The sequence below is a fragment of the Herbaspirillum sp. B65 genome, assembly GCF_000333555.1.
In the GTDB taxonomy this organism is placed as follows: Bacteria; Pseudomonadota; Gammaproteobacteria; order Burkholderiales; family Burkholderiaceae_D; genus Herbaspirillum; species Herbaspirillum rubrisubalbicans.
In genome coordinates, this window is the sequence record NZ_BADI01000079.1 from 1 (window position 1) to 13362 (window position 13362).

At 62.8% G+C, this 13362-nt stretch carries 14 protein-coding genes; 6 read left to right on the forward strand and 8 right to left on the reverse strand.

Annotated elements, in window-relative coordinates; translation table 11 throughout:
• The 6 genes from I5W_RS02235 to I5W_RS02255 form a co-directional block, all read left to right on the forward strand.
• The coding region (locus I5W_RS02235) for a KUP/HAK/KT family potassium transporter (RefSeq protein WP_044528017.1) at nt 1–1259 on the forward strand (1259 nt) is incomplete at its 5' end.
• Nucleotides 1260–1440: 181 nt separating this feature from the next.
• On the forward strand, nt 1441–2355 hold the full coding sequence (gene rocF, locus I5W_RS02240; protein WP_044528018.1) for an arginase: 915 nt from the start codon (nt 1441–1443) through the stop codon (nt 2353–2355).
• Nucleotides 2352–2504 carry a hypothetical protein gene (locus tag I5W_RS31915; RefSeq protein ID WP_157178768.1) on the forward strand — a complete coding sequence of 51 codons (153 nt, stop codon included), beginning with the start codon at nt 2352–2354 and terminating at the stop codon, nt 2502–2504. The genes rocF and I5W_RS31915 overlap by 4 nt, the downstream gene beginning before the upstream one ends.
• Before the next feature lie 97 nt (nt 2505–2601).
• A complete protein-coding gene (locus I5W_RS02245) occupies nt 2602–3381 on the forward strand; it encodes a basic amino acid ABC transporter substrate-binding protein (protein ID WP_044528019.1) in 780 nt (259 codons plus the stop codon).
• Nucleotides 3382–3505: 124 nt separating this feature from the next.
• Nucleotides 3506–4258, forward strand: coding sequence for an amino acid ABC transporter permease (locus I5W_RS02250; RefSeq protein ID WP_017452661.1), 753 nt, complete (start codon nt 3506–3508; stop codon nt 4256–4258).
• 5 nt (nt 4259–4263) lie between these two features.
• Entirely contained in the window at nt 4264–4986 is a 723-nt protein-coding gene (locus I5W_RS02255; protein WP_017452660.1) for an amino acid ABC transporter ATP-binding protein, read from the forward strand.
• Nucleotides 4987–5046: 60 nt separating this feature from the next.
• On the opposite strand, the gene I5W_RS02260 is transcribed toward I5W_RS02255, so the two are convergent.
• The 8 genes from I5W_RS02260 to I5W_RS02295 all read right to left on the reverse strand — a co-directional run bounded on the left by I5W_RS02260 (nt 5047) and on the right by I5W_RS02295 (nt 13120).
• A complete protein-coding gene (locus I5W_RS02260; protein WP_044528020.1) occupies nt 5047–5892 on the reverse strand; it encodes a DMT family transporter in 846 nt (281 codons plus the stop codon).
• Nucleotides 5889–6572 (reverse strand): tRNA (guanine(46)-N(7))-methyltransferase TrmB, encoded by a 684-nt coding sequence (gene trmB / locus I5W_RS02265; protein WP_044528021.1) that lies wholly within the window; start codon nt 6570–6572, stop codon nt 5889–5891. The genes I5W_RS02260 and trmB overlap by 4 nt, the downstream gene beginning before the upstream one ends.
• 133 nt (nt 6573–6705) lie before the next feature.
• Complete coding sequence (locus I5W_RS02270; protein WP_006713246.1) at nt 6706–6963, reverse strand: BTH_I0359 family protein; 258 nt, start codon at nt 6961–6963, stop codon at nt 6706–6708.
• Between the two features lie 497 nt (nt 6964–7460).
• Nucleotides 7461–8207, reverse strand: a complete 747-nt coding sequence (locus I5W_RS02275) for a response regulator (protein WP_044528022.1) — start codon at nt 8205–8207, stop codon at nt 7461–7463.
• Between the two features lie 166 nt (nt 8208–8373).
• Nucleotides 8374–10653: a sensor histidine kinase gene (locus tag I5W_RS02280; RefSeq protein WP_017452656.1), complete on the reverse strand. Its 2280-nt coding sequence runs from the start codon at nt 10651–10653 to the stop codon at nt 8374–8376.
• Nucleotides 10650–11282, reverse strand: a complete 633-nt coding sequence (locus I5W_RS02285) for a DUF4390 domain-containing protein (protein ID WP_373860993.1) — start codon at nt 11280–11282, stop codon at nt 10650–10652. The genes I5W_RS02280 and I5W_RS02285 overlap by 4 nt, the downstream gene beginning before the upstream one ends.
• Nucleotides 11279–12598, reverse strand: coding sequence for a 16S rRNA (cytosine(967)-C(5))-methyltransferase RsmB (rsmB, locus tag I5W_RS02290; protein WP_026052106.1), 1320 nt, complete (start codon nt 12596–12598; stop codon nt 11279–11281). Before rsmB ends, I5W_RS02285 begins: the two co-directional genes overlap by 4 nt.
• Before the next feature lie 177 nt (nt 12599–12775).
• On the reverse strand, nt 12776–13120 hold the full coding sequence (locus I5W_RS02295) for a DUF1840 domain-containing protein (protein ID WP_017452653.1): 345 nt from the start codon (nt 13118–13120) through the stop codon (nt 12776–12778).
• Between the last annotated feature and the right edge of the window lie 242 nt (nt 13121–13362).

Consider the following 13362-nt stretch of genomic DNA (forward strand, 5'->3'; position numbering starts at 1 on the left):
ATTCATGGGCCGAGCACTCGCTGCAAGCCTTCATCGTGCTGGGTTCGGTGGTGCTGGTGCTGACCGGGGCCGAGGCGCTGTATGCCGACATGGGGCACTTCGGCATCAAGCCGATCCGCTATGCGTGGATCTTCACGGTCATGCCTTCGCTGCTGATCAATTACTTCGGCCAGGGCGCCAACCTGATCGCCAATCCGAAGGCGCTGGCCAATCCTTTCTACCTGATGATCCCCGAGCCGCTGGTGCTGCCCATGGTGCTGCTGGCCACCTGCGCGACCGTCATTGCCTCGCAGGCGGTGATTTCCGGCGCCTTCTCGCTGACCAGCCAGGCCATCCTGCTGGGCTTCGTGCCGCGGATGCGCATCTTGCATACCTCCGAGGATGAGCAGGGCCAGATTTACATCCCGCTCATCAACTGGATGCTGCTGGTGTTGGTGGTGGCCGTGGTGCTGGCTTTCAAGAAATCCGACAACCTGGCCGCTGCCTACGGGGTGGCCGTGACCACCACCATGGTGATCACCACCATGCTGCTGGGGGTGGTCATGCGGCATATCTGGAAGTGGCGCAATTCGGCGCTGGTGGTGACCATCACCTTCCTGCTGGTAGTGGACCTGGCCTTCTTTGCGGCCAACCTGTTGAAGTTGACCGAAGGCGGCTGGTTCCCGTTGGTCATCGGCGGCGCCGCCTTCTTCCTGTTGATGACCTGGTATTCGGGCCGGATGCTGCTGCGTATGCGCATCAAGGATGACGGTATTCCCATCGAGCCCTTCATCGAAGGTCTGCTGGCGCATCCGCCGCATCGCGTGGGCGGCACGGCCGTCTTCATGACCGGCAATATCGCCACCGTGCCGGTGGCGCTGCTGCATAACCTGAAGCACAACCGCATCCTGCATGAGCGCGTGTTCTTCCTGAAGATCAGCATCTGGGACGTGCCTTACGTGGCCGATAGCGAGCGCCTGACCATGAAGGACCTGGGCGGCGACATCTACCTGCTGCGTGCCGCCTTCGGCTTCAAGGAGGCACCGGAAGTGCAGAAGGTCATGACCTTGACCGAGCAACAGTTCGGTCATCACTTCGACCTGATGGATACTTCCTTCTTCCTGGCGCGCGACACCGTGGTGCCGAGCAAGCTCTTGGGCATGTCGCTGTGGCGCGAACGCATCTTCGCCTGGATGTACCAGAACGGCGCCAAGCCGTCGGACTTCTTCCACATCCCGGCCAACCGGGTGGTGGAGCTGGGGACCAAGGTCGAGATCTGACCGTTGCATGTCCTGCGTGAACAATGCCGTTCAGTGTGTCGCTGAACGGCATTTTTCTTGGTGGCTGCAAAATGCCGAAGGAATTCATATCGCCAGGCCACATCGAAGAGCCAGGGCCGTAGCGTGGCGGGCATGGGTGCAGTATCGTTCACCATCACTTTTAGCAAGGAGCAGCAAGCACATGAACAAGATCAGGATGATGGGCGCCCCCACCGACGTAGGCGCCAGCCGTCGTGGTGCTTCGATGGGACCGGCCGCCTTGCGCGTGGCCGAATTGCAGCGCGGTTTGCAGCAGCATGGCGTGGAAGTGATCGATGGCGGCGACCTGGGCGGCCCGGCCAATCCGCAGCAGCCGCCGGTGCAGGGTTTGCGCCACCTGGAGCAGGTGGTGCAGTGGAACCGGGCGGTGTTCGAGGCGGTGGCCGCCAGCCTGGCGCAGGGCGAAGTGCCGCTGCTGATGGGTGGCGACCATGCGCTGGCGGTGGGCTCGATCGCTGCCGTGGCAGCGCATTGCCGCCGCCACGGCAAGCCACTGCGCGTGCTGTGGCTGGATGCCCATGCCGATGCCAATACCAGCCAGTCGACCCCGACCGGCAATATCCACGGGATGCCGGTGGCTTGCCTGTTGGGCGTGGGCCCGCAGGCGCTGACGACCATCGGCGGCCAGACGCCGGCCTTGCAGCCGCAGCAGATCTGCCAGGTGGGCATCCGCAGCGTCGATAGGGAAGAAAAACGCCATCTGCGCGAACTCGGCGTGCGCGTCTATGACATGCGCCACATCGATGAATACGGGATGCGGCAGACCATGGAAGAGGCGCTGGCCGGCCTGGATGCCGATACCCATCTGCACGTGAGTTTCGATGTCGATTTCCTCGATGCGGCGCTGGCGCCGGGCGTGGGCACGGCCGTGCCGGGCGGTCCCACCTACCGGGAAGCGCAGTTGTGCATGGAGATGATCGCCGACACCGGACGGCTCGCTTCGCTGGACATCATGGAACTCAACCCGGCCTGCGACGTGCGCAACCAGACCGCCGAGCTGGTGGTGGACCTGGTGGAAAGCCTGTTCGGCAAATCGACCCTGATCCGCCAGCCTTGATGGCAAGCTTGGGGCAAGCTTTGAAAATTGCTGATTTTTTTAGAGCGATTGCCACAGGCTTGCAATTTGAGGTTGAAGGATTGCAGCCAATGCCGGATTATTCAGGGTTTTTCGCTTCTGGCGCACTGGCGCGGCTTGCCGCCGCGTGATTCCCGTCTGCCAGGAAACGCTTGTCCACCGAGCAGATCCGGGCCAGGCACCCGCCGCCAGCCCCGGGTTCATTTCCATCCTCTGAAAGAAGGCATCATGTCGATCAAGAAATTATTTACCCTCGCCGCCAGCGCGCTGGCCCTGTCCTGCGCTGCCGGCACCACCCTGGCGGCTGACCAGACTTATGTGGTCGGCGCCGGCGGTACCTACCGTCCCTTCGAATTCGAAACCCCCAAGAAGGAACTGGTGGGCTTCGACATCGACCTGATCAAGGCCATCTCCAAGGCTTCCAACTTCAAGATCCAGCTGGTCAGCACTCCCTGGGAAGGCATCTTCGCCACCTTGGGCCAGGGTGACCGCGACATCATCATCTCCGGCATCACCATCACCGACAAGCGCTCGCAGATGGTGGATTTCTCGCTGCCTTATTTCCCGGCCGAGCAAGTCATCATCACCAATGCCGACGCCAAGATCAGCGCGCTGGCCGACCTGAAGAAGAGCCAGGTGGCCGTGGTCAATTCCACTGCCGGTGACATCGTGGTCTCCGAAGAACTGGGCAAGGCCAGCACTGCCATCCACCGCTTCGACAATACCGTGCTGATGCTGGAAGAACTGTATCGCGGCGGCGTCGATGCGGCTGTGGGTGACGTGGGCGTGATCAAGTTCTACATCAAGAGCCATCCCGAGAAGCAGTTCAAGGTGGTGGGCGACAGCAAGTTCGTGCGCCAGTACTTCGGCATCGCCGTCAAGAAGGGCAACAAGGAACTGCTGGACAAGATCAATGCCGGCCTGAAGCAGATCGTCGCCGATGGCACCTATGCCAAGATCTACAAGACCTGGTTCGACGGCGAAGTGCCGACCCTGCCGCTGAAGTAAGCCTCTCTCCGGCGCACCGCCCATGCCCCCTGCGGGCGTGGTGCCGTGGGCCTGTCCCGCTGGTTCTGTCTGCGTTGTTTTTGCTCGACCGTTTTTTCAACACCTCCGTTTGAACGGACTCATCATGCATCCCTTCTTCCAATGGGAAATCATCGGCGAATACCTGCCGCTGTTCGTCGAAGGCACCTGGATGACCTTGAAGGCCGCGATCATCTGCGTGATTGCCGGCACCTGCTGGGGCCTGGTGCTGGGCGTGGGCCGCCTGGCCGAGGCGCGCCATGGTTTCTGGAAATATTTCCTGTGCTACTGCGTGCAGTGGCCGATCCGCTTCTACGTCAGCTTCCTGCGCGGCACGCCCTTGTTCGTGCAGATCCTGCTGATCCACTTCGCCCTCATGCCGATGCTGATCAACCCCAGTGGCGGCCTGATCCTCTCGGGTGACCTGGCGCGCGAGATCCGCTCGCACTATGGCGCGTTTGCTTCGGCCGTGCTGGCCATCACGCTCAATTCGGGCGCCTATGTGTCGGAAATCTTCCGCGCCGGCATCCAGTCCATCGACCGCGGCCAGAGCGAAGCCTCGCGTTCGCTGGGCATGAGCTACATGGCGACTTTGCGCCGCGTGGTGCTGCCGCAGGCCTTCCGTCGCATGTTGCCGCCGCTGGGCAACAATGCCATTGCCATCGTCAAGGATTCTTCGCTGGCCTCGGCCATCGGCCTGGCTGAACTGGCCTATGCGGCGCGCACCGTTTCCGGCGCCTATGCGCGCTATTGGGAGCCGTATCTGACCATTTCGGTGATCTACTGGGTCATCACGCTGGCGCTGTCGGCGCTGGTGCGACACCTGGAAGCCCGTTATGGCAAGGGAGATGCACGATGAGTACGATGATCAAGGTCAATCAACTGCAGAAACGCTTCGGCCAGGCGCACATCCTGCGCGGCATCGATTGCGAGATTCGCGCGCGTGAAGTGGTGTGCGTGATCGGCCCCTCCGGCTCGGGCAAGAGTACCTTCCTGCGCTGCCTCAATGGTCTGGAAGAGGTCAGCGATGGCGATATCTTCATCGAAGGCGTCAAGCTCAATGATCCCAAGGTCGATCTGAACGCCTTGCGCGCCGAGCTGGGCATGGTGTTCCAGCGCTTCAACCTGTTCCCGCACATGACGGTGCTGGAAAACCTGATCATGGCGCCCATGCAGGTCAAGAAGATGTCGCGTCGCCAGGCCGTGTTGGTGGCCGAGAAGCTGTTGCAGAAGGTGGGCTTGCTGGACAAGATCGATGCCTTCCCCAACCAGCTCTCGGGCGGCCAGCAGCAGCGCGTGGCCATTGCCCGCGCGCTGGCCATGGAACCGAAGGTGATGCTGTTCGATGAACCGACCTCGGCGCTGGACCCGGAACTGGTGGGCGAGGTGCTGAGCGTGATGAAGCAGTTGGCCGAGGAAGGCATGACCATGGTGGTGGTGACGCACGAGATGGGCTTTGCCCGTGAAGTCTCGGATCGTGTCTTCTTCATCGACCAGGGCGTCATCATGGAAGAGGGACCGCCGCAGCAGGTGTTGGGCGAACCGGTGCATGAGCGCACGCGCGACTTCCTGCGCAAGGTGCTGTAAGCATCAATGAAGAACGCCGGGATCATTCCCGGCGTTTTTCATTTCTGCGGCCGCGCCGTCTCAGTGATGCGCCCCCAGCACGATGGCGCCCGCCGCAATCACCAGGCAGGACAGCACCCGTCGCAAGGTGAGCTTCTCACCCAGGAACAAGGTGCCGATCAAGAGCGCAAACAGCACCGAGGTTTCGCGCAGCGCCGAGACCATGCCCATGGGCGCCAGCGTCACGGCCCAGATCACGATGCCATAGGCCAGCAGCGACATGAGGCCGCCGCCCAACCCGATCCAGGTTTCCTTGTGCGACAGCACCACTGGCGAGCGGCCATGCTGGTAGTGGTAGATCACGGCCAGGGCGAAGCTGTCGGCCAGGAACAGCCAGCCGGCATAGGCGATGGCGTCGCCCGCCAGGCGCGCGCCGGTGCCATCGGTGATGGTGTAGGCGGCGATGAAGGCGCCGGTGGCCAAGGCCGCCAGCGGGGCAGACAGGTGTTGGCGACGGCGCATGGCGCGCAGGTCAGCCAGGCTGACGATGCCCACCGACACCAGCGTGATGCCGATGACGGTGTAGATGCCCAGTTGCTCGCCGGCGAACAGGGCCGCCCCCAGCGCCACCAGCAGCGGCGAGGAGCCGCGTGCGATCGGATAGGATTGGCCGAAGTCGCCGATGCGGTAGGCGCGGATCAGGAACAGGTTGTAGCCGGTGTGCAAGAGACCCGAGAGCAGGATGTAGCACCAGCTATCGACCTGCGGCAGCGGTCGCCACAGCACCAGCGGGATCGCGCCCAGGCCGGCGCCCAGGGTCATGAGCGATAGCGAGGCCAGGCGGTCGTGGCTGCTTTTGAGGAGCGCGTTCCAGGACGCGTGCAGCAGGGCGGCAGTCAGGACCAGGGCAATGACGGCCAGGTTCATGCGGCGGCCCCGTCATCCAGATCGACCACGCAACGCCATAGCGCATGGCCGGAAGCCAGGTATTTGCGCTCGAAGGGGGTGATGGGGGAGGCGGGCAGCCAGGGTTCGGCCTGGATACTGCGTCCGATGAGCTGGTTCAGGGCCGATATGAATTCTTCTACATAGATACGCCAGTTGCTGCGACATTCCAGCCGTCCACCGAGCGACAAGATGAAGGGAAACACCGCATGGCCATGCCAGCGTCGGGCCAGGTGACCGATCTTGGGCCAGGGGTTGGGGTAGAGCAGGTAGTGTTGCGCCGGGCGCAGACCGGCTTGTTGCGCCAGGCGCCAGTAATCGACCAGGTCGGCGCGCACGAAGCACAGGTTGTCCGGTTCCGGGCCATCCCAGTGGGTATGGCGGGCCAGACGGTCGGCCGACTGGTCGATGCCGATGACGAAGTGATCCGGGTATTGCGCCGCCAGGTGCAGGGTGGACAGGCCCACGCCGCAGCCGGTGTCGAGGATCAGGGGCGGCTCGCCTGCCGCGCACCAGGCTGCCATGCTGGCCTCGAAGGCGCGCAGGTTGTAGTCGGTCACGGGTTTGCGAAAAGGATGGACTGGGTCGGCGTGGCGCGCGACCAGGGCGCTCAGTTGGTCATGCACGCCGGTCTGGGCGCTGCGGATGGGCGAGGAATTCACGAAAAAAGAGGGCAGGGCGGCAAAGCGCCATTTTAAAGGACGGCGCACTCGGCTGTCCGATGGCAAGCTGACCAAAAAAAAGCGCCGCGCGGTGGGCGCGGCGCTGTGGCCTCGTTGGGCTGGCAGGACCGGATCAGTGCAAGGTCATGGGATGGCGCATCATCACGTCATAGCGGCTCAGGAAGTTGTCGATGTCTTCCATGGTCGGCTCGGACGCGATCAACTCCTGGACGTCCTTGCGGAACAGTTCGGCGGCCGGGCCATCGATGTAGATTTCACGTTGGCCGGACTTGTCCATGATCTCGTAGCCGCCGAAGCGCAGGGCTTCGTGGTCGGTGTCGGCACCGAATTCGACGACGCTGTACTGCTCACTGTTGTAGATCAGGTTCATAGTGACTCCTTATGCTGGAATACTGCTTCGAAAAGGAAGTGGCGCCTTCACTGTAAATTTCAAGACCCTTCACTTGGGCCGCGCCCTTGGTGCATTTCTGCTACTTCGATACAGCTCCCTCGGGGAACGCCGCGTCGCTTGCGCTCCTGAGTCTGGTTACGGCAGCCTGGCCGTAAAACTTTGATGCCGACCATGTTGCCTGGATGAATTGCCAACTCTTTGCTGCTTTTTTGCCGCCAGGCAGCTCCTGCCAGCCAAAAGTAGATGACAAGCCGCCGCGGAAGTTCATCCTGGATATTGCGGACGAGCAAGCCTTGCCATGGGTTCAGAATGCCGCTGTCGGAGCGAAAAGAACATCAGGAAATTTCTGACGCCGCCACATCCCCATGGGCGGCGCTGTCATGCCAATACAATACGATAGAGCCTACCAAAAGAAACGGGACCGCGTTGCGATCCCGTTTCTTTTGCTTCTGGCTGGTGGGCCCGCATGGCGAGTTTCAGTGATTCTTGCGCGCCAGCTTGCCTGGTTCCACGCCCAGTTGCTTGAGCTTGCGGTAGAGGTGGGTGCGCTCCAGGCCGGTACGTTCGGCCACGCGGGTCATGCTGCCGTTTTCGCGCACCAGGTGGTATTCGAAGTAGGCGCGCTCGAAGGCATCGCGCGCTTCGCGCAGCGGCAGGTCGAAGGAGATGTTGGCGGCATTGTCGGCCACCTGGCCGAAGGGCGCCGCTGCCGGGGCGCCCTGATGCAGCGCTTCGCCGCCCAGGGTGGGGGCGTAGGTGGTCGCCGGGGTGACGTGTTCCACATGCAAGCCATCGGTGGCACCATTGGCGACCGCCGCCACCGGGGCCGGGCGGTAGCTGGCCGGGCGCACCGCTTCGCGGCTGTGCGACAGGCCTTGCTGGACCGCCTTGAGCAGCTTTTGCAGGGCGATCGGCTTTTCCAGGAAGTTCAGGGCACCGATGCGGGTGGCTTCGACGGCGGTGTCGATGGTGGCGTGGCCGGACATCATGATGACCGGCATCGTCAACAGGCCATCGCGCTGCCATTCCTTCAACAGCGTCACGCCATCGGTGTCGGGCATCCAGATATCGAGCAACACGAGGTCGGGGACGCCGGCCTGGCGAAGCTCGCGTGCCTGCTGCGCGTTTTCCGCAGTGGTCACGACATGTCCCTCATCGCCCAGAATCTCTGAGAGCAATTCGCGGATACCCATTTCGTCATCGACGACCAGGATGTTAGCCATGTGCTGCTTTCCTCGCTGCTAGTTCATTGTCCAAGTTTTCGATCTTGTTCCGGGCCGGTAGGCTCGACGCGGCGTTAGCGAGTCTACCTTGATGAACTGCCGATCCCTGCCGGTGTGGTGCATTCGAATCTTGAGCCTGTCGACGTTTTCCAGAGAAAACTGTCTCTTAATCAATAGGTGCTAACTTTACCAGCAAAATTACAATTTTTGCGCCTCTCCCATCGGTACGATTCTGGATATCGATGCGACCGCCGTGTTCCTCGACGATTTTCTTGACCATGGCCAACCCCAGACCGGTGCCGCGGGCCTTGGACGTGACGTAGGGTTCGAAGGCGCGCGCCAGGATGGTGGGCGAAAAACCGGGGCCGTTATCCATGATGGACAGCCGCACGGCGGGTTGGCGCTGGCCATTGGTGCCGGCAATGTCGATCTGCTCGGTCAGCACGTCGATGCGGGGGGCTTGCTGGCCATCATCGGTGACTGCGTCCTGGGCATTTTGCAGCAGGTTGTGGATGACCTGGCGCATCTGGGTGGCGTCGCCCATGACCTTGCTCATCTCCGGTGCCAGGCGTGCATGGATCACGTCGCGGCCATCGCCGGCCAGGTAGAGGTTGAGGATTTCCTCGATCAGGGCGTTCAGGTCCAGCGCCACCGGCTTGGCCGGCGGGGTCTTGGCGTAGTCGCGGAAGTCGTCGACCATGCGCTTCATGGCCGTGACCTGGTTGACGATGGTGGTGGTGCCCTTGTCCAGGATGGCGGCGTCGGCCGGCATGAGCTTGTCGGCCAGGCGGTGTTGCAGGCGTTCGGCCGAGAGCTGGATGGGGGTCAGCGGGTTCTTGATCTCGTGGGCCAGGCGGCGTGCCACCTCGCCCCAGGCGATTGAACGCTGGGCCGAGATGACGTTGCTGATGTCGTCGAACACCACCACGTAACCCACGCCATTTTCCACCGGCAGGTGCGAGCCGCGTGCCAGCAGGGTCAGCTTGTCATGGTCGGGCTTGCCGCCCTGCTCATCGTTGGCGTCCAGCACCGCACCGGGCTGGCGCGACAATTCGAACTGGCGCTGCCAGTGCAGTCCGTCCGCCCCATCGCTGCTGTGCTGGGCTAGTTGCTCGGAGAAGGCGCGGATGATGGCCTGGGCGAACGGCGCCTGGCTGTCGATGGTCTGCAGGGGGGTGCCGATGTTGGCCGAGAAGTCGTAGCCGAGGATGCGACGCACCGAATCATTGGCGCTGACGATGTTGAATTGCCCATCCAGCACCATCACCCCGGCCGACATGTTGGCCAGCACCGATTCCAGGTAAGCCTTGGCGTTTTCCAGCTCGGCGCGGTTTTTTTCCACCGAGGTGCGTGCCTCCAGCAACTGGCGCGTCATGGTATTGAAGGATTGCGTGAGCGTGCCCAGTTCGTCGGAGGTACTGACGATGGGGCGCGGAGAGAGATTACCCTCGGCCACCGCCTTGGTGCCCTCGGCCAGGAGCAAGAGCGGCTTGGCCAGGTCGCTGGCGATCAGGAAGGCGCTGGCGATGGCGGCGAAGATGGCCAGCAGCAGCGTCAGGGTCAGCGTCACCAGGTAGATCTTGCGCAGGCCCGAGCGCGAGACTGAGCGCTGCTGGTATTCGTTGTAGGCCAGCCGTAGCGTCTCGGCATTGCTGGCCAAATAATCCGGCACCGGCTGCAGGATCTGTAGATAGCGCGTCTCGTTCTGCAGCGACATGCCGCGGCTGGGCGCCGGTATCAGCACCACCACGTGCAGTCGCAGGTTGCCATCGGAATCGGATTCGCCATTGGGGGGGCGGGTGTCATCGCTTTCCACCGCCGAAAAGGCCCGCGAGACCCGCGCCTGGCGCGTGGCCTGGGGGCTGGGCAGGGTAGGCGTGAGCGAGCCGATCGAGCCGCCCACCGTCCCCATCACCTGGCCATTGGCGTTGACGATGGTGATTTCCATGTTCTGGTCGCGCTGGCGCGACAGGTAGGTCACCTGTTCGGAGTCGCTCATGTCGGAGAGCTCCTGGGCCATGCCGCGGGCGCGCGAGACCAGGTCAGAGAGCGACGAATCCAGCGCATTGCGGCCCAGGTTCAGGCCGGATTCGAGCGCGGCTTCCATGCGCACGTCGAACCACGATTCGATGGAGCGCGAGACGAACTGCACCGACATGAGGTAGATCACCGCGCCGGGCACGATGCCCACCAGCGCAAACATCAGCACCAGCCGCGCCAGCAGCTTGGAGCCGAACTTGCCGCGCCGGTAGCGCTTGTAGAGGCGCCCCAGCAGCAGCAGCACCAGGCCCAGCAGCGAGATGGCGGCCAGACCGTTCAAGAACAGCAGCCAGGGATAATGTTGCTCGAAGAGGGCGGAGTTTTCGGAAGCCGAGGCCAGCAGGAAGAGCAGGATGCTGATCACGCCCCCGCCGACCACCAGCAGATAGCGTAAGGTGCGACTCATTCGGGTTTGTAGTTGAATTCGATCCAGTCGGAGGACAGGCGCCAGTCGCTGTTGTTGAGCGCATTGACCTGGAAGGGCTTGGGCAGCAGCGCCACATCCAGTCGCATCCGCAGGCCGACATGATAGGTTTCGCCAGCCTTGAGCGTGTTGTTGTCGGCGATGATCCAGCGCGGCGGGCGACGGATCAGCGTCAGGGCGTCATCCAGATTGGTGAAACTCTGCTGCAACTGGCCGCTGATGGCGGTGTGGTATTGCCGGGTCAGCACGTTATAGGACAGGCGCAGGGTACGGGTGGACGAGACGCTGGTCTCGTCGAACCAGTACCAGCGACGGCGGGTCAACTGGACTTCGGTGGTGAAATACAGCGGCACACCGCGCGAGAGCGCATCTTCCAGCCCGCGATTGAGATCGAAGTCATACGAGACCGAGAGCCGGTAGCCTTCATCGCTGGCTTCGATGCTGGCCTGGTTGACCGTAATTTCGGCGGCCTGCGCGGCCGAGCCGGTCAACAGCGTGCTAAAGGCTAGCAGCACCAACAGCCAGCGCAGCATGGCGCGCAGTAGCCGGCCGCAGCCAAGATACAGGCTGCTAGCGGGAATGGGGAAAGGGACCGATTGCGTCAAATTCATGCACCAGGTTTTTGGAACAGCGCATAGAACAGGCCATCGTGATCGGCATTGTCACTGGCGGTCGGCAACAGTTGACCTGGAGCGGGCAGCCGGATGGCATGGTTTTTCTGCGCGAAGGCGATCGCTTGCTGCTCCGATTCCTGGGGCCACAGCGAGCAGGTTACGAGCAGCAATTTACCATCCGGTCGCAGCATCTGCCAAAGCTTGTCCAAAATTTGCGAGGAAAGTGTTGCAAGCTGCGCGGTATCGGTCTTGCGACGCAGCCAGCGGATATCCGGGTGACGCCGCACGATACCCGAAGCGGTGCAGGGGACGTCGGCCAGGATGCGGTCAAACGGTTGGCCATCCCACCAACCATCCGCGCGGGCGTCGCCAGCGGTCAGGCGCGCCTTGAGCTGCAAGCGCTCGAGGTTCTCGGCGATGCGCTGCAGGCGGCGGGCATCGTGGTCCAGTGCCTGCAGTTCCAGATCGGCCAGCTCCAGCAGGTGGCCGGTCTTGCCGCCGGGGGCGGCGCAGGCGTCCAGCACGCGCATCCCATCGGCCACGTCCAGCAGCGGCGCGGCCAGTTGGGCGGCGGCATCCTGCACCGACACCACGCCCTCGGCAAAGCCGGGAATCTGTTGCACCGGCACTGGCTTGTCCAGTCGCACCGCGTAGGGGCCGACGGCGCGCGCGCCGATGCCGGCCGCCTGCAGCGTGGCCAAGTATTGCTCGACGCTGGCACGGCGGCGGTTCACGCGCAAGGTGAGCGGCGGCGGCTGGTTGCCGGCCAGCAGGATGGCTTGCCATTGCTCGGGATAGGCGGCCTTGAGGCGGTCGATCCACCAGGTCGGGTAATTCCAGGTGCCGGGCGGGGTCTTGCTGGCTTGCGGCATCAGCGACACGCGCTCGCGCAGGTAGCGGCGCAGGATGGCGTTGACCACGCCCTTGGCGAAATTCATTTCCTGGCTGATGGCCGCCGCCTGCACGGCTTGGTCGACCACGGTAAAGCTGTCGTAGCCGGCATCCTGTTCATCCACCAGCAGCGCCAGGGCGGTTACCAGCAGACCGTGCAATACCTCCGGCTGGGGCGGCTTGTTGGCCAGCAGGCTCAACAGGCTGTCGGTGAGGCCCAGATGGCGCATGGCGCGGTAGCTCAGGTCCTGGATGGCGCCGCGGGCCGGCGGCGGCGCATCGCTGCGCGCGAAAATCTGGGCCAGCGCCTGTGGCAGTGCCTGACCGGCGCGTACCGCAGCCACCGCCTGGGCGGCATAGGCCAACTGGTAGGCCAGGGAATCGGCCTTCACGCCGGGAGGGAGGAGAGAAATCTGGATCACGTCTTGGCTAGCTCTGGAAGGTAGGACAGCGCCCGTGTTGCGGCACAGCAATGGTCGATGCAAGGGACGCGGGCCGCCAGTGTACCAGCGGCCAATGCCGGGGCACAAAAACAAAACGGCTGCCGCGGTGGATGATCGCGGCAGCCGTCTTGTTTCAGGCCAGGGGGCGCAGGTACTTCAGACGCCCCACAGGATGTCGTAGTTGCCCTTCTTGGCTTCGCGCAGCATGTCCAGCAACGGATAGGCACGTGCCGAGAAGCTCACCGGTTCGATCTTTTCATGTTTGTTGTCGTCGATGTCGCCGTTGTGGTGGGCGTTGACGTCACGCGCCAGCGCTTCGGCTGCTTCGTGCGACTTGCTGGCATTGATCTGCTGTTCCAGCACGGCAATGGCTTCACCAGCCTCGGTGGCGGTGATCACCCCGCGGGCGACGTCCTTGTGCAGCAGGTCCAGGATGGGTTTGGCGTGCGACTCGTACATCACCACATCGGCAGCCGCTTTTGATTTGAAGGTGATCAGCATATTTCCTCAGGATCTTTGAAGTGAAAACGTTTTTTGGGGCGCGGCCGGGTCGACCAGGCTATGTTGGAAATGCGCTGCGGATTGCATCCGCATTTCTGCGGGGATACCCGTTTGGAGTGACGGGTAGCAACAGAAAACCCCGGCAGTCGGGATCTTGTCACCCGGCTCGACCCCGCTCAGCTTGGTTTGAAAGAGCTGAAAAAAGGTTCAATGGTTTTCCTCCTTGAAAGCTTTTTCATCCC